This is a genomic window from Pseudomonas sp. P129 (assembly GCF_020312195.1).
Classification (GTDB): domain Bacteria; phylum Pseudomonadota; class Gammaproteobacteria; order Pseudomonadales; family Pseudomonadaceae; genus Aquipseudomonas; species Aquipseudomonas fragariae.
Map to the genome: position 1 here is coordinate 977960 of NZ_JAGPYS010000001.1, position 21589 is coordinate 999548.

16 protein-coding genes and 2 pseudogenes are annotated in these 21589 nt (G+C 53.5%); 15 read left to right on the top strand and 3 right to left on the bottom strand.

Translation table 11 applies throughout. The features are described 5' to 3' along the window. Positions 1-18 precede the first annotated feature (18 nt). Positions 19-369, bottom strand: coding sequence for a topoisomerase DNA-binding C4 zinc finger domain-containing protein (locus tag KBY02_RS04280; RefSeq protein WP_003402554.1), 351 nt, complete (start codon positions 367-369; stop codon positions 19-21). A 254-nt stretch (positions 370-623) separates the two neighbouring features. Between KBY02_RS04280 and KBY02_RS26360 the strand changes: the two are divergent. The 9 genes and pseudogenes from KBY02_RS26360 to KBY02_RS04320 form a co-directional block, all read left to right on the top strand. Then, positions 624-893 (top strand): annotated as a pseudogene (locus KBY02_RS26360) (PAS domain-containing protein); the annotation flags it as partial. Positions 894-1142: 249 nt separating this feature from the next. Continuing rightward, positions 1143-2177 (top strand): methyl-accepting chemotaxis protein, encoded by a 1035-nt coding sequence (locus tag KBY02_RS04285; protein WP_373634054.1) that lies wholly within the window; start codon positions 1143-1145, stop codon positions 2175-2177. Positions 2178-2736: 559 nt separating this feature from the next. Next, positions 2737-5742 (top strand): autotransporter serine protease, encoded by a 3006-nt coding sequence (locus KBY02_RS04290; protein WP_225649889.1) that lies wholly within the window; start codon positions 2737-2739, stop codon positions 5740-5742. Positions 5743-5833: 91 nt separating this feature from the next. Beyond that, the gene (locus KBY02_RS04295; protein WP_225649896.1) at positions 5834-8950 is read left to right on the top strand and encodes an autotransporter serine protease; all 3117 of its coding nucleotides are present in this window, start codon (positions 5834-5836) and stop codon (positions 8948-8950) included. 639 nt (positions 8951-9589) lie between these two features. Continuing rightward, positions 9590-10933 (top strand): DUF6861 domain-containing protein, encoded by a 1344-nt coding sequence (locus KBY02_RS04300; RefSeq protein ID WP_011268615.1) that lies wholly within the window; start codon positions 9590-9592, stop codon positions 10931-10933. Positions 10934-10948: 15 nt separating this feature from the next. Beyond that, positions 10949-11233 carry a hypothetical protein gene (locus tag KBY02_RS04305; RefSeq protein ID WP_011268614.1) on the top strand — a complete coding sequence of 95 codons (285 nt, stop codon included), beginning with the start codon at positions 10949-10951 and terminating at the stop codon, positions 11231-11233. 36 nt (positions 11234-11269) lie between these two features. Further along, a complete protein-coding gene (locus KBY02_RS04310; RefSeq protein ID WP_024642229.1) occupies positions 11270-11614 on the top strand; it encodes a hypothetical protein in 345 nt (114 codons plus the stop codon). A gap of 82 nt (positions 11615-11696) precedes the next feature. Next, positions 11697-12065, top strand: a complete 369-nt coding sequence (locus KBY02_RS04315; RefSeq protein WP_096135925.1) for a hypothetical protein — start codon at positions 11697-11699, stop codon at positions 12063-12065. A 424-nt stretch (positions 12066-12489) separates the two neighbouring features. Beyond that, complete coding sequence (locus KBY02_RS04320) at positions 12490-12780, top strand: hypothetical protein (RefSeq protein ID WP_058398917.1); 291 nt, start codon at positions 12490-12492, stop codon at positions 12778-12780. 52 nt (positions 12781-12832) lie between these two features. On the opposite strand, the gene KBY02_RS04325 is transcribed toward KBY02_RS04320, so the two are convergent. Continuing rightward, on the bottom strand, positions 12833-13363 hold the full coding sequence (locus tag KBY02_RS04325; RefSeq protein ID WP_225649898.1) for a Bro-N domain-containing protein: 531 nt from the start codon (positions 13361-13363) through the stop codon (positions 12833-12835). A gap of 590 nt (positions 13364-13953) precedes the next feature. Here KBY02_RS04325 and dcm point away from each other — a divergent pair. From dcm to KBY02_RS04355, 6 genes are all read left to right on the top strand, one after another. Continuing rightward, a complete protein-coding gene (dcm, locus tag KBY02_RS04330; RefSeq protein WP_096128173.1) occupies positions 13954-15381 on the top strand; it encodes a DNA (cytosine-5-)-methyltransferase in 1428 nt (475 codons plus the stop codon). Positions 15382-15435: 54 nt separating this feature from the next. Next, positions 15436-15921, top strand: a complete 486-nt coding sequence (locus KBY02_RS04335) for a very short patch repair endonuclease (protein WP_096128172.1) — start codon at positions 15436-15438, stop codon at positions 15919-15921. Between the two features lie 215 nt (positions 15922-16136). Next, complete coding sequence (locus KBY02_RS04340; RefSeq protein WP_225649900.1) at positions 16137-17345, top strand: type II restriction endonuclease; 1209 nt, start codon at positions 16137-16139, stop codon at positions 17343-17345. Positions 17346-17463: 118 nt separating this feature from the next. Further along, positions 17464-19362, top strand: a complete 1899-nt coding sequence (locus tag KBY02_RS04345) for a hypothetical protein (RefSeq protein WP_225649901.1) — start codon at positions 17464-17466, stop codon at positions 19360-19362. After that, positions 19359-20189: a hypothetical protein gene (locus KBY02_RS04350; RefSeq protein ID WP_141249855.1), complete on the top strand. Its 831-nt coding sequence runs from the start codon at positions 19359-19361 to the stop codon at positions 20187-20189. The genes KBY02_RS04345 and KBY02_RS04350 overlap by 4 nt, the downstream gene beginning before the upstream one ends. A 25-nt stretch (positions 20190-20214) precedes the next feature. Next, the gene (locus KBY02_RS04355; protein ID WP_225649908.1) at positions 20215-20946 is read left to right on the top strand and encodes a DUF6339 family protein; all 732 of its coding nucleotides are present in this window, start codon (positions 20215-20217) and stop codon (positions 20944-20946) included. 146 nt (positions 20947-21092) lie between these two features. Here KBY02_RS04355 and KBY02_RS04360 read toward each other — a convergent pair. Next, positions 21093-21290: pseudogene (locus tag KBY02_RS04360) on the bottom strand (ribonucleotide-diphosphate reductase subunit beta); the annotation flags it as partial. Positions 21291-21589 lie beyond the last annotated feature (299 nt).

Here is a 21589-nt window from a genome sequence, read left to right on the forward strand (position 1 = left end):
GGGCGACCGGTCTGGCGTTTAGCGAAAGATCGGTCGGATCCCCCGGCATTTCGGATAGGCCACACAACCCCAGAATTCCCCGGCGTTCTTGCCGGTGCGCGCCACCTTGATCACCATGGTTTTCCGGCAGTGCGGACATGCAGGTGCCGCAGGCTCCGTCGCGGGTGTTGGCGGCGCAGCTTGACGGGGCTTCTTGTCGGGTTTGGCGCGGCGGGTTCTGACCGGCGCTTGTGGCTCAGGCGACTGCACTGCAGGCGTAGCGGGCTCCGGGGGCTGTCGCTGGCTCGGTGTGCCTCGTGCAACCCGGCTCCATAAGCCGCGCAGTGCCTTGATCAGTGATTTCAGCGCAGAGGCCGTGTTGCGTGCCATGGGATTGCCTTGGGTCGGGTCGCGATCAGGGCAGCATGGTGCAGGCATCCTCGTCGTGGCGCAAATACCTGACTCGGCCCTCATGCCTGCCGTTTATTGAGCGGCGTAACCCCCGAGCGCTTTTTAAACCCTGAGTCCTGTGGGCGATAACAGTGCATCATGACTATCGGCTGTCTTTGAAACGCTGTGCTACACCTTCAACAACTGCCCTGAGTATCAGCATTATCACGGAGCGATTCTTAATGCGCGTCAACATGCCTATCACGCAGACTGAGCGGACTTTTCCGGCCTCTGAACGTCTGATCTCTACCACCGACCTCAACAGCCACATCACTTACTGCAACGACGCTTTCGTCACCCTGAGCGGCTTTACTCGCGAAGAGCTGGTCGGGCAGCCGCATAACCTGGTGCGCCACCCGGACATGCCAGCCTCGGTGTTCGCGCATATGTGGGAAACCATCAAACAGGGCAAGCCGTGGATGGGCGTGGTCAAGAATCGCTCCAAGCAGGGCGATTACTACTGGGTCAGCGCTTATGTAACGGCGGTGTACGAAAACGGCCGGATCGTCGGGTACGAGTCGGTGCGCTCGCTGCCGACCCGCGATCAGGTACGGCGTGCCGAAGCACTCTATGCGCGGTTGCGGGCTGGCAAGGCGGCGGTGTCCGCCAGCAGCTCGGCTGCCTATCACCTGATTCGTCAGTTACCGATGATTCTCTGCGCGCTTGCGCTGGCTGTGGGTGTTTATCTGCTCGACGATTTGCCGTCGATCATCATGATCCCGATTGTGATGGTCGTGTTGGGCGTTTTTCTTGAAGTACGTCAGCGCAGCAGCATCCGCAAAACCCTTGAGGAACACCCCAAGGCCTTCACCAGTGCACTGATTGCGCTGACCTACAGCGACAGTCGCGGCCCGCAGGCGCAGCTCGACCTGGCCATGCTCAGCGAAGAGGCGCGCCTGCAAACAGCCCTGACGCGTCTGGCGGATACTGGCGAAAGCGTGCGCCAGCATGCCGGTCGGTCAGCACAATTGTCCCTGCGTCAGGCCGAGTCGCTGGATCAGCAGCGCAGCGAAGCCGATCAGTCAGCCACCGCCATCAACCAGATGGCGGCGACCATTCAGGAAGTCACCCACAACGTGCAGAACACTGCCCATGCTGCCGAAGAGGCCGACAAGCTGGCACAACAGGGGCGTGGCCTGGCCGATGAAAGCCTGTTGGCGATTCGGCACATGGCCACCTCGGTTACCGACATTGGCAACGCCGTGGGGGAACTGGCTGATGCGACTCAATCGATCGGCAGTGTGGTCGATGTGATCACCTCGATCGCTCAGCAAACCAATTTGCTGGCGCTCAACGCAGCCATCGAAGCGGCGCGTGCCGGTGAACAGGGACGTGGTTTTGCGGTGGTGGCCGACGAGGTACGCTCGCTGGCGTCTCGCACGCAGTCGTCGACCGAGCAGATCCAGCAAATCATCACCTCGCTGCGCGATGGCGCCGACCGGGCGGTAAAGACCGCCAGCAAGGGCGAGCAGATCTCTCAGGAGAGTGTCGCCAGCGTTGAAGCCGTGCAGAAGGCGCTGGATGGCATCAGCCAGTCGGTGACCCGCATCACCGGCATGAGCCAGCAGATGGCGTCGGCGTCTGAAGAACAGAGCCACGTCGCGGAAACCATCAGCCAGCAAATCACCCGCATCGCGCAACTCTGCGACGAGAGCGCCAGCCAGGCGCAGCAAGGCTCGCAGATCAGCAGCGAACTGGAAGAAATGGCGCAGTACCTGCACAGTCTGGCGGAACGGTTCAGCCGCTAGGCAGGCCACTCCCTGGATAGGACGCGGAGCGTCCTGAACGGCATTACCACGCGGAGCGTGGGAACGATATCGACCGCCACTTATTGTGCCCATCGCTTCGCGTCCTGGTGCCGTGCTGCGGGGGCTTGATGGTGTTCACGCAAGCCCCAGCCCACCTCTATCGTGCCCATCGCTCCGCGTGGGCATGCCATTCATGACGCTCTGCGTCATCTTTTTCCGTGAATCTCAGAATGAATATTTATTATGGCCTGACAAGTTTTGGTGCTTTCAGACAAGTAACGCCGTTGGTAACTGTCACCGGAAACAGTGGGTAAAGCACAAGAAAAACAAGTCGTGTGCAATTAAATGGCCACTACACAACAATTCAACGGCACAATAAAATCCAAAATAATCTCAATAGATTCAAGCGCCTATCAACGATATATATGTTCTGCGATGCGTTTTCCTTATGTCTTAACCTTTGTATCAGAATTGAAATAAAACTGTTGCCAAGTTTTAAACTGCGGACTATGTTCTGGAATCGCTCAATCAAGAGCCAACCAGTATCAGGTGTGCAGGGATGCAAAAGTCGAAGTGCGTGGGTGTTGTCCGTCATTCGTTCAAGCCTGTAGCAACAGGCGCGCTGTGTGCGCTGTCTTTTACGTTTGGCTGCTCGGCTTATGCTGACTATGTCGAGCAGGGCAAGCCGGGTGACGCGGCCAGCTGGCGGTCGGCAGAATTCCAGAGCGACTGGGGTCTGGGCCGTATCCAGGCTGATCAGGCCTACGCCGCCGGCATCACCGGGGCAGGCGTCAAGATCGGTGCGCTGGACTCGGGTTTCGACCCGTCCCACCCGGAAGCCACGCCGTCCCGCTACCACGCAGTCACCGCCACCGGCACCTACGTTGACGGCTCACCGTTCAGCATCACTGGCGCCATCAACCCGAACAACGACACCCACGGCACGCACGTCACCGGCACCATGGGCGCGGCGCGTGATGGCGTCGGCATGCACGGCGTGGCCTACAACGCCCAGGTATACGTCGGCAACACCAACCAGAATGACAGCTTCCTGTTCGGCCCCAACCCTGACCCGCAGTATTTCAAGGCGGTGTACGGCGCCCTGGCGGATGCGGGCGTGCGCGCCGTCAACAACAGCTGGGGCAGCCAGCCGGCCGACGTGACCTACGCCACCGAAGCGGGCGTGCGCGCTGCCTACGCTCAGCACTACAACCGCGGCACCTGGCTGGACGAAGCGGCGAATGTCTCGCGCAAGGGCGTGATCAACGTCTTCAGCGCAGGCAACACCGGTTACGCCAACGCCAGCGTGCGCGCTTCGCTGCCTTTTTTCGAGCCGGATCTTGAAGGCCACTGGCTGGCCGTGTCGGGCCTCGACAGCAGCAACGGTCAACGCTACAACCAGTGCGGCCTGTCCAAATACTGGTGCATCACCATGCCCGGTCGGCTGGTCAACAGCACCGTGCCGGGCGGCGGCTATGGCGTCAAATCCGGCACCTCGATGTCCGCGCCGCATGCCACCGGCGCACTGGCGCTGGTGATGGAGCGCTTCCCGTACATGACCAACGAGCAGGCGCTGCAAGTGCTGCTGACCACCGCCACCCAGCTCGACGGTTCGATTACTCAGGCACCGACCAACAGCGTCGGCTGGGGTGTGGCGAACCTGGAGCGGGCGATGCGTGGTCCGGGCCAATTGCTCGGCACCTTCGATGCCAATCTGGGTGCAGGGTTGACTGATGTGTGGAGCAATAATATTTCCGATCAGGCGCTGCTCCAGCGTCAGGCCGAGGACAGCGCCGAGCAGGCCACCTGGCAGCAGACGCTGATCAGCAAAGGCTGGCAGAACGGTGTTGCCAGCACCGCCAGCCAACAGGATCAAACCGATTACGCCACCGGCACCGCTCGCGCCGCCGCTGCTGCACAGCGCCAGTATCAGGGCAGCCTGATCAAATCCGGCGCAGGCCGCCTGATTCTCGACGGTGCCAACACCTATCGCGGTGACACCTTGGTCAACGGCGGCGTGCTGTCGGTCAATGGGTCGCTGGTGTCAGCCGTGCAGGTCAACGCGGGCGGTACGCTGGGCGGCAACGGCCAGATCGGCGGGCTGACAGCACGCAACGGCGGTATTGTCGCGCCGGGTAATTCCATCGGTACATTGCAGGTCAATGGCGATGTAACCCTCGAGCCGGGTTCAACCTACGCCGTGGAGCTTTCACCAACCGCCAGTGACCGCATCGTCGCCACCGGCAGCGCCACTGTGTCAGGCGCGAACATGACACTGGCGCTGGAGAATGCGACGCCAGTGGCCTTGAGTGCTGCACCCGTCCAAAGCGTGGTCGGTCGCCAGTACAACGTGCTGCAAGCCGCCAATGGCATCAACGGTCAGTTTGGCAGCGTGTCCTCCAACTACGCCTTCCTCGGTGGTCGACTCGACTACGCAGCCAACGCGGTCGCACTGAACGTCGAGCAAACCGCCGCTTTCAACAGCGTGGCGCAAACCCCCAACCAGGCTGCGGTGGCGACTGCCGCCGAACAACTCGGCGCCGGTAACGCGGTGTACGAAAACCTGCTGCTTACCCAGAGCGCTGCCTCTGCACGCGACAGCTTCCAGCAATTGTCCGGCGAAATTTACCCGGCCATCGCCAGCGTGCTGATCAACGACAGCCGTCAGGTCCGCGATGCCGTGGGTGAGCGCCTGGGTGCCAGCGTGTTCGGCACCGATGGCAACACTGCCGCACAAGACAACGTCTGGCTCAAGGCGCTGGGTGCCTGGGGCAAGACCGACTCGCGCGACGACACCGCGGGTTACACCTCCTCGATTGGCGGGCTGCTGGCCGGTGTCGATGGCAACCTTGCCGATGACACGCGTCTGGGCGTCGTCGCAGGCTACAGCGACAGCTCGTTGAACATGGGCTCCGGCACGCATTCGCGGGCGTCGGTGGACAGCTACCATTTGGGTGCGTACCTGGGCCATGAAATCGGTGCACTGCGCCTGACCCTCGGCGCCGCACACAGCTGGCATCGCATCGATGCGCAACGCGACGTGAAGGTCGGCGGTGCAGCGGGCAAGGAGAAAACCAAACACGATGCGCAGAGCACCCAAGTGTTCACCGAGGCGGCGTATCGCATTCACCTGCAACCCGCCACGCTTGAGCCGTTCGCCAATCTGGCCTATGTCCACCTGAACACCGATGGCTTCACCGAGAAGGGCGACGCTGCTGCGCTGTCTGCCGGTAGTGATAACCGTGATGCGGTACTCAGCACTCTGGGCCTGCGTGCCCTGAAGACCATCGCGATCAGCGACCGGCAGAAGGTCGACCTGTCCGGTAGCCTCGGCTGGCAGCACAACCTGAGCAACACCGATTCCGAACAGCACCTGGCATTCGCTTCCAGCGGCAACAGCTTCGGCATCGAAAGCTCGCCGCTGGTGCGTGACGCCGCGCTGGTCGGTGCTCACGCCAGTCTGGCGTTGAGCAAGGAGGCAAGGATCAGCCTTGATTACAGCGGCCAGCTGGCCAATCGTGAGAAAAGTCACGGTGTCGGCCTGAGTCTTAACTGGCAGTTCTAAGCAGTAGACAACCCTAAACCCAAAAGAACGACGCGCATGCAGATGCATGCGCGCGGAGATTCGTGCGCGTTAACTAAGGACGGTAATTTTCATGAAAGATGCATTCAGTACCCGACACACCTCTGTCAAATCCCTAAGACAAGCCATTCGAGCGGTCAATCGCGCCTCTTGCGGCGCGCTCGCCTGCTACCTGGCGACACTGGGCGTGGCTCATGCCGCACCTTATGTAGAAGCAGGGCAGGCAGGCAACGCCGCCAGCTGGCGCAGCGCCGAGTTCAATGCCGACTGGGGCCTGGGCGCGATCAACGCTGATCAAGCCTATGCCGGAGGTTACAGCGGTAAGGGCATCAAACTGGGCATCTTCGACCAGCCGGTCTACGCCCCGCATCCGGAATTCGACAGCCCCGACAAGGTGGTCAATCTGGTCACCAGCGGCATCCGCGAATACACCGACCCGTACATCCCGGTGAAGGCGGGCGACGCTTTCCGTTACGACGGCGCACCGAGCCTGGACTCCGGCGGCAAACTCGGTAACCACGGCACCCACGTCGGTGGCATTGCCGGTGGCAATCGTGACGGCGGGCCGATGCACGGCGTGGCCTACAACGCGCAAATCATCAGCGCCGACAACGGCGACCCGGGCCCGGAAGACGGCATCGTGCTGGGCAACGACGGCGCGGTGTATCAGGCAGGCTGGAACGCGTTGGTCAACAGTGGCGCACGGGTCATCAACAACAGCTGGGGCATCGGCATCACCGACCGTTTCGACAAAGGCGGGCGCGATCCGGCGTTCCCGCACTTCACCGTGCAGGACGCACAAGTGCAGTTCGACCAGATTCGCCAGATCCTCGGCACGCGTCCGGGTGGCGCGTATCAGGGCGCGATCGACGCAGCACGCAGCGGCGTGGTAACCATCTTCGCCGCTGGTAACGACTACAACCTCAATAACCCCGACGCGATGGCAGGGCTCGGCTACTTCGTACCGGAGATCGCGCCCAACTGGCTGACCGTCGCCGCCCTGCAACAAAACCCGGATGCCGCAGCGGCCGCTACCACGCCCTACACGTTGAGCACCTTCTCGTCGCGCTGCGGCTACACCGCCAGCTTCTGCGTCTCGGCACCGGGCACGCGCATCTACAGCTCGGTGCTCAACGGCACCAGCCTGGCAGACCTGACCGTCGGCTGGGCCAACAAGAACGGCACCTCGATGGCCGCACCTCACGTGGCAGGCAGCATGGCTGTGCTGATGGAGCGCTTCCCGTACATGACCGGCGCGCAGGTCGCCGACGTCCTGAAAACCACCGCCACCGACCTTGGCGCGCCGGGCGTCGACGCGCTGTACGGCTGGGGCATGATCAACCTCGGCAAGGCCATCAACGGCCCGAGCATGTTCGTCACCGAAGCGGACATCCCTGCCGAGTTTCGTATCGACGGCGCCTACGGCGACAGCCAGTTCGTGGCTGACTTGCCCGGTGTTGGCGCGATTGTCGATGCCGGCAAACCGACGCAGCGCACCTGCACCGGCCCGCAATGCGGACTGGACGTGTGGAGCAACGACATCTCCGGCCACGGCGGCCTGACCAAGCAAGGCATCGGCACCCTGGTGTTGAGCGGGGCCAACAGCTACAGCGGCCCGACCCTGGTCAATCAAGGACGCCTGGCCATCAACGGCTCTCTGGCCTCGGCCGTCACCGTCAACAACGGCGGCATTCTGGGTGGCAATGGCCGCGTCGCGTCGCTGAATGCCAACCAGGGCGGCACCGTCGCGCCGGGCAACTCCATCGGCACCCTGCAAGTGGCGGGCGACCTCAACCTGGCGCCGGGCTCGACCTACGCGGTGGAATTGTCACCCACCGCCAGCGACCGCATCGTGGTCGGCGGCACCGCCACCGTAAGCGGCGCCAACATGGCCCTGACGCTGGAAAACGACAACGCTGCACTGCTCAGCAGCAACCAGACCCGCAGCGTCATCGGCCGCCAATACAACGTGTTGCAAGCGGCTGGCGGCATTCAGGGCCAGTTCGGTTCGGTCACCGACGATTACGCGTTCCTCGCCGGCAACCTGGCCTACACCGGCAGCGGCGTAACCTTGGCGCTTGAGCGCAACGGCGACAGCTTCGCCAGCGCTGCGCAAACCGACAATCAGCGCAGCGTGGCTCAGGCCATCGAGCAACTGAATGCCGGCAATTCGGTGTACGAGAGCGTCATCCTCAGCCAGGACACTGCCAGCGCACGCCGGGCGTTTACCCAGCTATCGGGCGAAGTGCACCCGGCCATTGCTACACAGCTGATCAACGACAGTCGCCAACTGCGCGACGCCGTAGGTGATCGTCTGCGTGTAGAAGGCTTGTACGACCAGCCAGCACCGGGCAGTGAAGACAATTCAGTGTGGGTCAAAGCGCTGGGTGCCTGGGGCAAAAACAGCGGCAGCAGCGACAGCGCCAGCTCGACCTCATCGCTGGGCGGCCTGCTTGCCGGTGTGGACGGCCTGATCAGCGAGCACACCCGCTTGGGCGCGATGGCAGGATACAGCGACACCTCGCTGAGCCTGGGCGACGACACCCACTCGCGGGCCTCGGCAGACAGCTACCACCTGGGCGCCTACATCGGCCACGAACAGGGCGCACTGCGCCTCACCGCAGGCGCATCGCACAGCTGGCACCGCATCGACGTGAAACGCGACCTGCAATTCGGCGCGTTCTCCGATCGCCAGAAAGTCAAACGCGACGCCCAGTCGAGCCAGGTGTTCACCGAAGCCGCCTACCGCCTGAACCTGCAACCGCTGGCACTGGAGCCATTCGCCAACCTGGCTTACGTCCACTTCGACAGCGACAGCTTCACCGAAAAAGGCGGCGCCACGGCCCTCAAAGGCAGCGACGACACCCGCGACACCGTGCTCTCAACCCTGGGCATGCGCGCCGGTAACCGCTTCAACCTCAACGACACACAAAAACTCGACGTCTCCGCCACCCTCGGCTGGCAGCACAACCTGAGCGACACCTCGTCTGAACAACACCTGGCCTTCGCCAGCGCTGGCAACAGCTTCAACGTACAAAGCGTCTCCATGGACCGCGACGCCGCCGTCGTCGGCGCCCGCGCCAGCCTGGCACTGGGCAGGGATGCGCGCATCAACCTGGACTACAACGGTTTGCTGGGTGCGCGGGATAAAACCCACGGTGTGGGTCTGTCGCTGGATTGGCAGTTCTGATGGGGGATGCCTGCGGGGTGAAGTAGCCCCGCAGGCTCTAGACACCTAGCGTGCCCATCGCTCCGTATGACTATCGTGCCAATGCTCCGCGTTGGCACGCATTTCGTGACGCTCTGCGTCATATCCAAGCCATCAGGCAAATGCCTGATCACTCACAACTCCGGCTTCTGGCCGGAGGCCGTGGGGCGCACCGGTCGACGTTTCGCTGACCCGCTTCTGCCCGTAGGGCGTAGGAGCGAACTTGTTCGCGATCTGCCGGGAACCGGCAGCAAAACCTGTGCGCCCGGTACGTCAGGTTCAAACGAGGTCACCAGTTTCAGGGCCGCTTCGCAGCCCATCGTAGCCGTCTTCACCTACTGAAGCGCCTACGCCCTCCGTGTAGAAGCTCGTTCTCCGAATCGGTCACAGGGCTGGTATATAGATTTCATTCCTCCGCTCGGAGACGATATCCAAATTCAGCTTCACATCTTCCCCACACGCCCGAATAGGACTCAGGCAAAGGCTGTTTTTGAACAACCAACGCTGATGTACGAATTTTCCGAATTTTTGCAGGTGCCATGCGGCTCTTGGAATTTTTTGCACTTCTTCTGTTAAGTTGCTCAGGCAGAGCTGTATCAAGAATTGTCAGGGAGACACCGAATGTTCTTTTTTCACATGCTGCCTTCATGGGATGACATACGGCGAAAGCTTGACCGTGACATCGAGCCCTACAGAGGGGGCCATTTTCGCACCCATCGAAATGAACCCCTCCCGTCGCCCGCGCTGATCATTCGCCGCTTCAATTGTGTCAGGTCCGCGTTCGACCGTGCCGAATGGGAAGCTTGCCGCATACTGGGACAGCGGTTCGTTGACCTCGACATCTCTAGCATCATCAAGGACTTGATCGACGTAGTCACCCAGATGGCCATGATCGTCGTCGGCAGTGCTTTTGTCGGAGGGGTCGCCGGTGCAAGCGCGGGTGCACTTTTTTTCGGGGTGGGTGCTGCTCCCGGTGGTTTAATGGGCGCTGCATTAGGGGCGCAGGCCAGTACTTTCATACTGGGGATTCTTGGTCTGGAGTCCATCGCTGAATCCGTCATCGACGGCTTTCCGCGCATCATTCATTACTACACACGCGGTATCAGCACAGCATGGCAAGGCCCCCGCGAACAAGGGTGGAGCTCCTTCATGGGAGACGACCCGGTCGCACAGAACAGTGCGGTTCAGGAAATCGCACAAGGGCACGTTGAGGTTGTGATTCTGCTATTGGGCGCGATGGTTCAGTACATCACACGCGGCCGCGGTAACGCTCGTGCGTTGGCAAATGAAATGCGGGCCAGCGCCAAAGGCGAGCGACTGGGCCAGTGGATGCTTGAGCATGAAGATGACCTGAAGAAGCGACCTGATTTGCAGAGGCCGGAGCCGGGTAGGGGGGCGCTGGAAGCTCAAGAGGCTTTGTCAACAAATCGCTCAAAGACCGCAGACGCAGCTAAACCAGATGCATTGGATCAAAAAACTGTTTCAAGCAAGATAGATCCAAAACAATTAGATCTTGTAACGGGCCACCCCAACGCACACTCCCTAAGTGTTCACGGTGGCAAAGTCTCTGATGGAGACCTAATGCTCCGGGCAAAATCAGCCATTAAGCCGAACGGAGACGTCGGCCCGTCAGTCCCACCTTTATCATCGGCTTTCCACAGCGATGAATTATTGATTTTTGCTGACCAAACCATTAGAAATGGTGGAGCTTTGGAAAGGGCTATAGCGCGCCAACCAGGCCAAGATGTCATAAGGGTTACGGCTCAAGAGGCAGGCGATATCGGCGTTGATCTTGGAAGAGGTTTCAAGCGGGTATTACCCACTGGTAACATCCTTAAAAACCTTGAGACAAATGGCGCTCCAGAAAAGCTTGAAAATTTGCGAAGTGTAGAAGGCTTGTATCAGTATAATCCCAGCAAGAAAATTTGGGAGACAATTACTATTTTTCCAGCACCTGCTCCCTAAAAAGGTAAGGCATTTATGAAATATGAGAATGTTCGGCACATGCTAAAGACTGTTTTTTGTTCGGATTTTAATCTGGCAGAAGACGTTGCTATAGGTATATATGTTAATAGCCTTAATTCTAGTGGCAAAACAGATGAGATGAGGTATGAGTTAGCTGAATGTCTTCGTGATCAAAATGTTTCTTGGCGAGACATGTTAGTAAATGATGAGTACGAGGTCTTGGATTTTGAAACTGAGCAGGAAGCTAAGGATTATATTAAAAGGATTCTGTGGCAGCCATTGGATGAAAAAACCAATTGAAATTTACGAGGCGCTCGTAGGAACTTGAGTGGTCGCATGAAGAGAAGTTATCAGGCAGTTTTCATAGTTCCTACAGGCGCATCTAAGGTTCTAGGCGATTATGGGTGGGAGTTTAATAGTCTTGAAAGGCTTCCTGAAAGTATCGGAGAGTATTTGGTTGGGTGTTTGGGTCTTAAGTTTGAAGAGGAATACGCAGGCATCAAGAAATATACCAACGGTCAGATAAATATGTCGATTTTTCTTGACGACAATAATGAGGTTGAGAGTATCTATTTTCAAGCTTTCGAAAGTTTCTTGGCGGAAATTTATAAGGCATGCCAAAATGAAGCGGTTTTTTCGGGGGCGGAAATATTTATTTCCGAGGAACTAAAAAGCCTTTAGTGCTAAAGGGGTATGTGTCTCACTGAAGTTGTGCAATGGTGAAATCGATAGCTCAGCAAAAAGCCAAGGCTCAGGATTTTAAATGTTTGTTAAACAGTGTGAATGGATCTCGAAAGATGCTCTAGAGGCAATGCTGACAATCGGTGATGCCGAGACTCAGTGCGTAGCCTTTTGTCATCCATGTCATATGAATGTCGGGGACATGCTGCTTGAGCCTGTCCTTGCGATATCAATAAAAAATGTAGCCAAGATGGCGGCAGGCTCTCAGCCATACGTACTACGTATTGACGATGGATTCGTTCATGAAATTCTGGCTGAGGTGGCTAGTGTTGAAAAAACGCTGGTGATTGCGGGTGAAGTCACTATTGAATTGGATGATGTACTACCCGGAGACATAAACGTCGGAGATATGATCAGTTTCTCCTGTGGACGTCTTGATGTGATTTCCTGACTTTTAAAAGTGGTATTGTCAAGATGACGATGTGTATCACGAGTCTTCGTTGCACTGCACACTCTGAATTGGACACAGAACCTCCCAAGCATCATCACCACTTAGAGCGCTCGTTGTTATACATAAGTCTGTTTTCGATTCTGGCAGAAGGTTTAGGTCACCCCGCTGGGGTTACATCTAGTCTGCGACGTCGTTTTTTAGCCCTTTTTCCGAACTCACTCGGATTTTTGTATAGCGACAAGCGCATTCACGTGCGCCCCATATAGCGGACCCTGTGCGCTATGACAAAAACCTCACACGTCTCAAAACTCCCTCCCGCGACGTGACAAGACCCGGACAAGGACCTCACTAAAAATTGATGGCCTAGTGATGCCATGGTAAAACCTTGCAACAGACACTCGTCTGCACTCGCTAAGGAATAGCCATGAAAAAGACAGGGACAGGCCTCTTCGCCATACTCGCGTTGCTCTGCGCCTTCACCGTACAGGCCAGAGAAACCCAGGTAACAGACGCCTCAATCGTCAAAGCCATCATCCAGGAATCCATCGACAGCTACCCCGGCAACTGCCCATGCCCCTACAACTCCGCCCGCAATGGCAGTCAATGTGGCAAACGCAGCGCGTACAGCCGCAAAGGCGGCTACGCACCCATCTGCTACAAGGAAGACGTTACTAAAGAAATGATCAACGACTACCGACGCCGCCTGAAAGACTGACCCGACGAGACGCAATGGCCGTCACCTACACGGCACGGCCATCACCACGCATTCAACCCAACCGAGAAGCAGGCAACACCGCCCGCCACCAAGGCCTGCCTAAACTACGTGGCCGCGCTTCAACCTGCATCTGCGGATGCGCCAACAGCATCGGCATATCCCGCAACCGTATCCACGGCTCGCTGTGCCAGTGCAACATACTTACCGACAACCCCGGCCACTGCAGCATGCTCAGGTTCGGCGTGCAGTCATCGAACGGCACCTGCCCATCCCGCAACGCAGGCACCACCTCATGGGTAATCCACTGCCGTAACCCACGATTCTCTGCGTGATAGTGATGTACCATCATCGCGTACGCCCCCGACTCACTGACCATCAGCTCTGACTGTGTTTCGCCGTGCAGGTCGAGCGTGATCATCCGGTGCTGGTCAGCGTCCAGCTTGCGCAGCGTTCGCTCGTTCAATGGCCAGCCGATCATGCGACCCAGATCGCGGGCACTGAACCAGGGTTGGTTTTCGAGGAGGAGGGCGAGGAGTTGGCGGTTGTGGCGGTGGAAGGGGGTTGGGGTGAGGAGCTTAGTCATCTGCCACCTCCGAAACGGAATGCGGACGAGAGTCGGATTTATAGCGCGAACTGGTCATGATGAACCTCTGGATGCTTTCTTAGGGCAAGAATTTAGGTGCCGGGAGCTAAGAAACCCACCAGAGACGGGCCGGACATATTCCCCTTTCGGGTCTTGTATTCGCCCACTCCCGGCATAAAACGTGACCTTTCCTGCAGGCGTAGGGAAACCGCTGGCGCAAAAAAGCCGCATGGCTGTCGGGTGCGGAGGACCGCTCTGGTTTTCGAGTTTCTTAGGCTCGGGTTGAGGAGGTTAGGGCGATTGGTTGATGTCGTCAATCTCCAGCATGTGCCGAAAAGGCTGCGGATTCCGTAGGAATTTACGTCAAAGGGATCGAAAATACGTCAAGCCTACACCCTGCTGAAAATTGACCTGGACAGATCAGAAAACCTCCATATACTGTTTTTTCATACAGTTAAAGTCCTGCCATTCTCCTCTCAAAGCCGCGTGCCGTCCTTTTCGTTTAGAGCGAAATCAGGAATTTACATCCCGTGATAAAGGAATAGAATGGTGATCGTTCGTCACACGTTTGACCCAGAGGAAAATGGCTCATGAATCTCTTTGAAGCCGCAATGCCCGAATCATCTCAAATGAGCCAGCCTGTCTCCTTTTCTGATCCACATCCAGCTCAAGACATAGACCTTTTGCGCAGGCTTCTTGAAATCTATGATCAAGGGCAGTTGGCAGCGAAGCTCAACGAGATCGGATCACCGCACTGCCGTGAGACGGTGAATCGCTGGGTCAAGGGTAAGTCGACGCCCCGCCTTACCTACAACGAGTACAAGCATCTCGAGTCGTTGCTTCCAACCCAGCCAACGTATAAGCCGTCGTTTACGTTTATCGATCTGTTCGCTGGTATAGGCGGCATTCGTAAGGGGTTTGAGGCGATTGGAGGCGAGTGCGTTTTCACCTCGGAGTGGAACACGTATGCCGTCAGAACTTACAAGGCAAACCACTATTGTGATCCAAAGCGCCATAAATTCAATCAGGATATCCGTACGGTAACCCTCTCTGACAAACCAGAAATCAGTGACGAAGACGCCTATCGGAATATTGATCGCGAGATCCCTGATCACGATGTGCTTCTTGCGGGATTCCCGTGCCAGCCATTTTCGCTGGCGGGCGTATCCAAAAAGAACTCGCTTGGCCGCAAGCACGGGTTTGAATGTGAAACTCAAGGGACGCTTTTCTTTGACGTAGCCCGGATTATTGCCGCAAAACGGCCATCTGCGTTTCTTCTTGAGAACGTCAAGAATCTCAAAAGCCATGATAAGGGCAATACATTCCGAATCATTTGTGAAGCATTGGACGAGCTCGGATATGAAGTCGCCGACGTCAATGCCCCAAAGGGTTCAGACCCCAAGGTGATCGATGCGAAGCATTTCGTGCCACAACACCGCGAGCGAATCGTGTTGGTCGGATTTCGACGGGACTTGAACGTGCACGGGGGCTTCACGCTTCGTGACATTGAGAAGCTCATACCGAAACAGCGTCCCAGCTTTGGGGATCTCCTGGACAAGGAAGTGGATAGCAAATACATCCTTACCCCGAAGCTTTGGGATTATCTCTACCGTTACGCAGAGAAACATCGCCAGAAAGGCAATGGCTTCGGCTTTGGGCTTACCCGTCCCAATGATGTTGCACGCACGCTGTCTGCGCGATATCACAAGGACGGATCTGAAATATTGGTAGACCGAGGTTTTGTAGAGCACCTTGATTTCAATAGCGAGCTGAATCAGCTCAATCGCCCACGCAGGCTGACCCCTCATGAGTGCTCGCGGCTGATGGGCTTTGATAAGCCAGGTGAGAGCAAATTTGTCATCCCGGTTTCGGATACACAGGCGTACCGGCAGTTCGGTAACTCTGTTGCGGTGCCGGTTTTTGAGGCGGTAGCACGATTGATGAAGGATCGGATTATAGCTGCTAAAGCCAAAACTGCTGACAATCAAAATCAGTTGGAATTCTCACTGCCTGCTTAATGTCGAAGATAACTTCTATACAAGCCGGGACGCCCATCTCGGTCTGGAGGTTCCTTGGCTGATATTGTTGACGTAGCAACTCGCTCCCAAATGATGTCTGGTATTCGGGGGAAAAATACTTCTCCTGAGCTGTTAATTCGTAAAGCTCTTCACGCACGCGGCTTTCGTTTCCGTATACACGCTGCACACCTGCCTGGAAAACCTGACTTACTGTTCCCCAAATACAAAGCCGCCGTATTCATTCACGGCTGCTTCTGGCACGGACACGCTTGCAGGTACTTTAAGATTCCTAAGACTCGTCCAGAATTCTGGATGGAAAAAATTGGGAAAAATCAGGCCCGAGACAGCGACCAGGAACGATCTTTGAACTCGCAAGGTTGGAGGATACTGGTCGTATGGGAATGCGCAGTACGGTCTATGAAAAAAGAAAAATCTTCACTTCTGGTTGACCTGATCGCAGATTGGCTGGTAAATGGATCCAATTATTTTCAGATCGATGAAGGTACGTTGAGAAATGAGAGTTTTTGGGGGCAGACCTAGATATTTGACGGGTTGCAAAGCGGGAGCGTGATGCGGGCTACTTAGCTTCCGTACAGCGTCAGGCTCTGTGGTGGAAGCTTTGAATCAAAAAATGGTCGCATTGACGATGGCGTAGTGTTGAAAGAGTAAAATTTGCATTCGGCCTATGAAGACTTTGGCTTATGTATCAGGTTAAATTTTCAATTTTGACTGAGCTGTAATATAGGACGGAGCATTTGGACAGTTTTTTAAAGTGGGTTCACGAAAAAAGTACCGGTGATTGGTATATATACGGTAAGCGACTATCGGGTAATGATACCGGCTTGACTGGCGGAAAGCAGGTTGGCATATATATTCATAAACCTGTAGCTATCATAGCATTTCCCTCCATAGATACGAAATTGGTTAAGAATCCACGCTATGCAGTCAGAGCTAAAATAAGTTCGCACTCTTTTCCTGAACAAGGCCTTCATGTGATCTATTACAATGATAAGTTTTTTGGAGGAAGCCGTAACGAAAGCCGGATAACAAAATGGAATACTGATTTTAAAGGTAGTCCTGTTCAGGATCCAGAAAATACTGGGGCGCTTATTCTATTCGCATTTCATATGCCGTCAGAGACGCAGGATGCAGATTTTGTAGACGTATGGCTTTGCAATGGATTAGAGGAAGAAAGATTTTTAGAAGATCTGATGGGAGAGATTGTGCCCGGCGGGTGGATGGCTGAAAGAGGAGATAGATTATTTTCAGACTTTAGCGCAGGGTTTGCGGTGGCACCTAGTGCTGTAGCTATACCTGAAAGCTGGACTGATTCTTTTCCAAGTGGTGAAGAAATAATTTCTCATTTGCTAAAGAGCTTTAAGTGGAATGGAGATACACCAGATGCTTTAATTGTTGAGCGTCGAAAAAAAGAGTATAGCTTATTTCGTCAAGTGGAAGAGTTGCATACGTTGCATCATGTTAAAAAAGGCTTTCGTTCAGTTGATGAATTTATGCAGATGGCTAACTCAGTCAGTAATCGGCGAAAATCAAGGTCAGGTCGTTCTTTAGAGATTCACCTGGTTCATTTGTTTAGGCAGTTTGGTTTGTTAGATTTTAGTAATCAATGTCAAACCGAAGTTAAAAAAAGACCTGATTTTATATTCCCATCATGTACAGCATACCATGATGAAAATTTTCCTTCATCAAACCTAAGAATGCTTGCGGTGAAAACTACTTGTAAGGATAGATGGCGGCAGGTATTGAACGAGGCCAGCAGGGTGAGCCGTATACATTTGTTTACTCTACAAGAAGGAGTATCTGTAAATCAATTCAGTGAGATGGTGAGTGAAGGCGTTTCTTTGGTTGTGCCCAAAACTTTACATACTAAATATCCAGAAGCGTTACGTTGCCATCTATTGACTTTAGGTGATTTTATAAACGAGATGCGGGCATTGAAAAAATAGTAGCTCTGCCTATAAGGCAATATCATTCTGTGTGATTTTGCCTTGTGAAAGAAAAGATACATATGCATAAGTTGGAGGTTTTGAAGCTACTTAACTTTGATTATTGAAAGGATGAAAAATGACAGGGCCATCTTTAGTATTTCTCCGCAACGAGGCTGATGAAAAAGAGGGGTTAGGGGATGCTGGGATAGAGACTTTCCGTGATGCTCCTTATGCGAGTTGTGCTCGTGAAGCAGGACAGAACTCTCGGGATGCGATTCAAAATAACAGCGATCCAGTTAGAATGACTTTTGATGTAATTGATGTTTCGGTCGATAATATACCAGATTTTGAAAAGCTTATAAGTGCTATAGATAGTTGTGCTAAAACAGCGGTAAGTGAAAAAGAAATAGACTTTTTTACCAGTGCTGCTGCGGTTGTTGCGCGTAAAACTATTCCGATCTTACGAATAGCCGATTATAATACTGAGGGGCTGATAGGTCCTCCCGATGACCCTGCTAGTCCTTTTAATGCCTTGCTTAAAGGTGCTGGAGTAAGTAAGAAAGATAACGAGACGTCTGGAGGTTCATTCGGTATTGGGAAAAATGCTTCTTTCGCCGTTTCTGATCTACAAACTGTGTTTTATTCTTCGCTGTATGAAGATAAGGTTTCTGGAGAGTCTAAGTTTGCTGCCCAAGGAAAAGTTAAGCTTGTCTCTCACTTCGACAGTGACGAATCGAATCGTCGTGCAATAGGATACTGGGGGGGGCCAAACTTTCGTGCGATTACTGATTTAGCATCATTGCCTGAATGGATGCGACGTGATGAGCTTGGCACATCGATATTCTGTCTCGGGTTTAGAGAAGCGCCAGATTGGGCAGAACGAATGGTCTGCTCTTTAGTTATGAATTTTTTTGTAGCAATACAGTCAGGTGACATGGTTTTTGAGGTGGATTCGGGTAGGTTTAAGATTAATAAGAATACCCTTGAAGCCCTCATGTCTAATGTATCTATAGTTGCAGCGGCAGCACAGTCTGGATTTAAAAGTGACTTGGATTTTGCTCGAGAATTACACACTTGCCTCATATCTGATGCTTCTGAGCTAAGTGTTTTTAATATTCCAGGTTTAGGTGAAATAAAAGCTCGTGTTTTGATTGGTGACGGGTTGCCAAAGCGAATAGGGTTTGTCCGTAACGGAATGCTAATTACTGATAATCTTCGACATTTCGATAAGCCTTTGTCTAGGTTTCCCAGCTCGCTTGACTTTATCGCACTTGTAGAGCCGGAAAACAATGAAGCTAGTAAGATATTTAAAAATCTAGAAAATCCAGCGCATAATGCCTTTTCAGCTGAGCGTATTGCAGACTCAAAAAAGCGAGCATCTGCGACGAAGGCGATGCGTGAGCTAGGTGATAAACTGCGAAGCCTTATTAAGGATGTTACCGGAGTTAAGTCTCAGGACTCTACTGTTATAGATGAGCTTGGAAAGTTTTTTGCGAATGCTGGGAAAACAGAATTTTCATCTACGGAAGGTTCTGAAGATGATCCCGAAACTTACACATATAAAGCGGCCTCTAAAAAGCCTAAAAGTACATTTACCCCAAACTCAGGTATAAAAGCCGGTACCAGTCATTCCGGCGGTTTCAGGGATAATAGTAAAAGCCAAAATAGCGGTGGACGAAACGGCTCTCACGAGAGCGCTCAAAAGGATGGTAGTAATTTCAAGGAAGGTAAGGCGATACAACTAAATGATGTTCGAAATCGCATCTGTACCGCCGAGAATAGTAAATCCACACGAGAAATATTTTTTGACTCTGAGTTTCACGGTAAGATTTTTTTATTTATACACGCTTTAGGGTTAAATAATCCACAAGTTCTTTTTCCAGTTGAAACAAGCTTAGGTGTTATTAGAGGTGAATCGATTTTGGTAGATGTGGTTGCCAAAAAGAGATGCTCATTGAAAGTTTCATTTTCGGAGCTATACAACGGGCCTATCGAAGTTCTGGCGTCTGTTGCTGGTGAGGAGGCGTCTGTATGAGGCTTACAGATAATACAAGGTTTCCTCATCCGGTCCTAGGGCCGTTTACTGGAGATTATAAAGAGGGTGAATTTTCTGTTGAGTTTGATATCACTGAGAGTAGAGTGACAGGCGCGCTTTCTCTTAGCTACGAGATCATTTTGACTGAGCCAAATTTGTCAGAATTGGTTAATTGTGGCGTTGCGACGGTTGGATGCATTGTTCGATGTGCGCACACATTTTATAGTGATGTTCGTACCCTTTCTTATAAGGTAGGGCTTACTGATTTTTCTTCAGGTTTGCTTCTGAATTCAGTTACGCTGCGTCCCGTAATTTGGCTTAACAAAGATATTCCTGAGTGGAATCCGTCCTCCCTGCATCCAGAGTTCTCCTCTCCTATTTCTCTTAAGGCTGGTAATATTTTGGCAGTAGCTGCCGAGACGGAAATAAGCGTCGGGCAGGAAAAGCTAGCACCTATAGAAAGTATTTTTGAACTTAGTAAATCTGCTGACGTTAGTGAGAGTGAAATGCGTGTTGATTTAGAAAGTGATCGAATTTCTATTTTTGTATCTCCTGTCGCGTTCGAACTGATTGATTTGCTTAGGCAGAAGAGTTCAACTCTTTCTGTTGTAATGAGTGCTATATATCTACCTGCAGTAATGGAGGTGCTTGATCGCCTACGCGAAGAGGGCGAGTCTTATGAGGGGCGGCGATGGTATACTCCTTTCACTCAGAAGTGTATATCCAAAAATATAAGTATTGATTCTTCTATGTCGATTTTAGAAGAGGCTCAAAAATTACTTGAATATCCCATCCTATCTCTTCGCAGTTGCACAGAGGATAAGTAATATGACGATCCCCAGACTCATGTACATGTCCCAAGAAAAACTGAATGAACTCAAAGGCACGATTGTGGACAATCTAAGCCGTTATCATGGAGGTGATTTTTTAGACCTCGCTAAAGATAATGGCTGGAATATCACTAGCGAGTTGGTTGGGGTCAATCTAGATATGCTGCGTACTCTTGATGCTGTCAATGCGGCGGCGGATACGGACGCTGATAATTCAATAATCGTTTACAACGCTCTTGTTGGAATGACTCCAGCGCTCGCAATGGAACCCAGAGTTTGGACTCGCTTTACGCATGTTGAATGTATTGATTATTCTCGAGCACGTTGGTCTCTAGTTGGAAGCGAAGAGGATCAACGTAAACAAGTTCTAAAGCATTTTTTTGCAGTTGGTCGGACAGGAGTTCGCGACGATAACTCTATTTCTAGACTCTGGTGGAACATGCATATTGCCACTAGTGCCGGTCCCACCAATCCGGAAGCTTGTCTTCGTCTTCTTCTAAAAACCGCGGATATTCGTCAGGCAATGGTGGAGCGTCCTACAGTTGTCGCTAGAAAGCCTCTTATCAGAGGAATATTTCGCGCTATGTTAACTAACCAATGGATAACTTCTAGCGAAAATTCGTTTCGAAGGTTTATGGTTGAGTTGAATGTAGATGCTGGTGGTTTGCTTTTTGAAATTGGCTCGGAATCTGAAATCGATGATGTTATTTTGAACTGTGCTCAGAAAGCGCAAAGCTATTTAAAAGCGCGTTAGTTAGACGCATTAGAGATACTAAGATTGTTGATAAGTTCAGCTTGAAAAAAATCCTAAAAGTTATTGCTTTAATTTTTTGTTAAAAGGCCAAAAACATTTCTGCTTTTGGCTTTTAGTGTTCAAACTATCTAAGTCTAGCTAGGCTATCAATCCCAGCTCAACGCCCCACCTCTCTGATACTCAATAACCCGAGTGCTTTCCTTCAAGCCAATCTGGCTCAAACGGCGGTTAGCGATGAAATTCAGATAGTCTTCCATCATCGCTGCGTTCATGCCGAGTACGCCGCGGGGCATGGTGTCGCGGGCGTATTCGATTTCCAGCTGGGTGCGTTGCTGGATCATCTGCGCGCACGTTGCGCACGGGGGACTCTATGGTCTGATGATTGCGATGCCGCTAACGGGCTACTTGGGCACGGGGGCACCTACTGACTTCGGACTGTTCAGCGTGACAGGCTTCAATGAAACCAAGCGGCTGGCCAGCCAATCGAGCAGCGCTTTGAGCAAAGTTCAAACCCCTAGCCCACCGATCAATCCAGCACCTCCAGATAAGGTTATATGCCCGCTTTTTGCTGTGACAAATGAAGCGAAAACGGTTTATTGAATGCGGGATGGTTGCACTGGTAATGCGGGACAAGCACTTTATT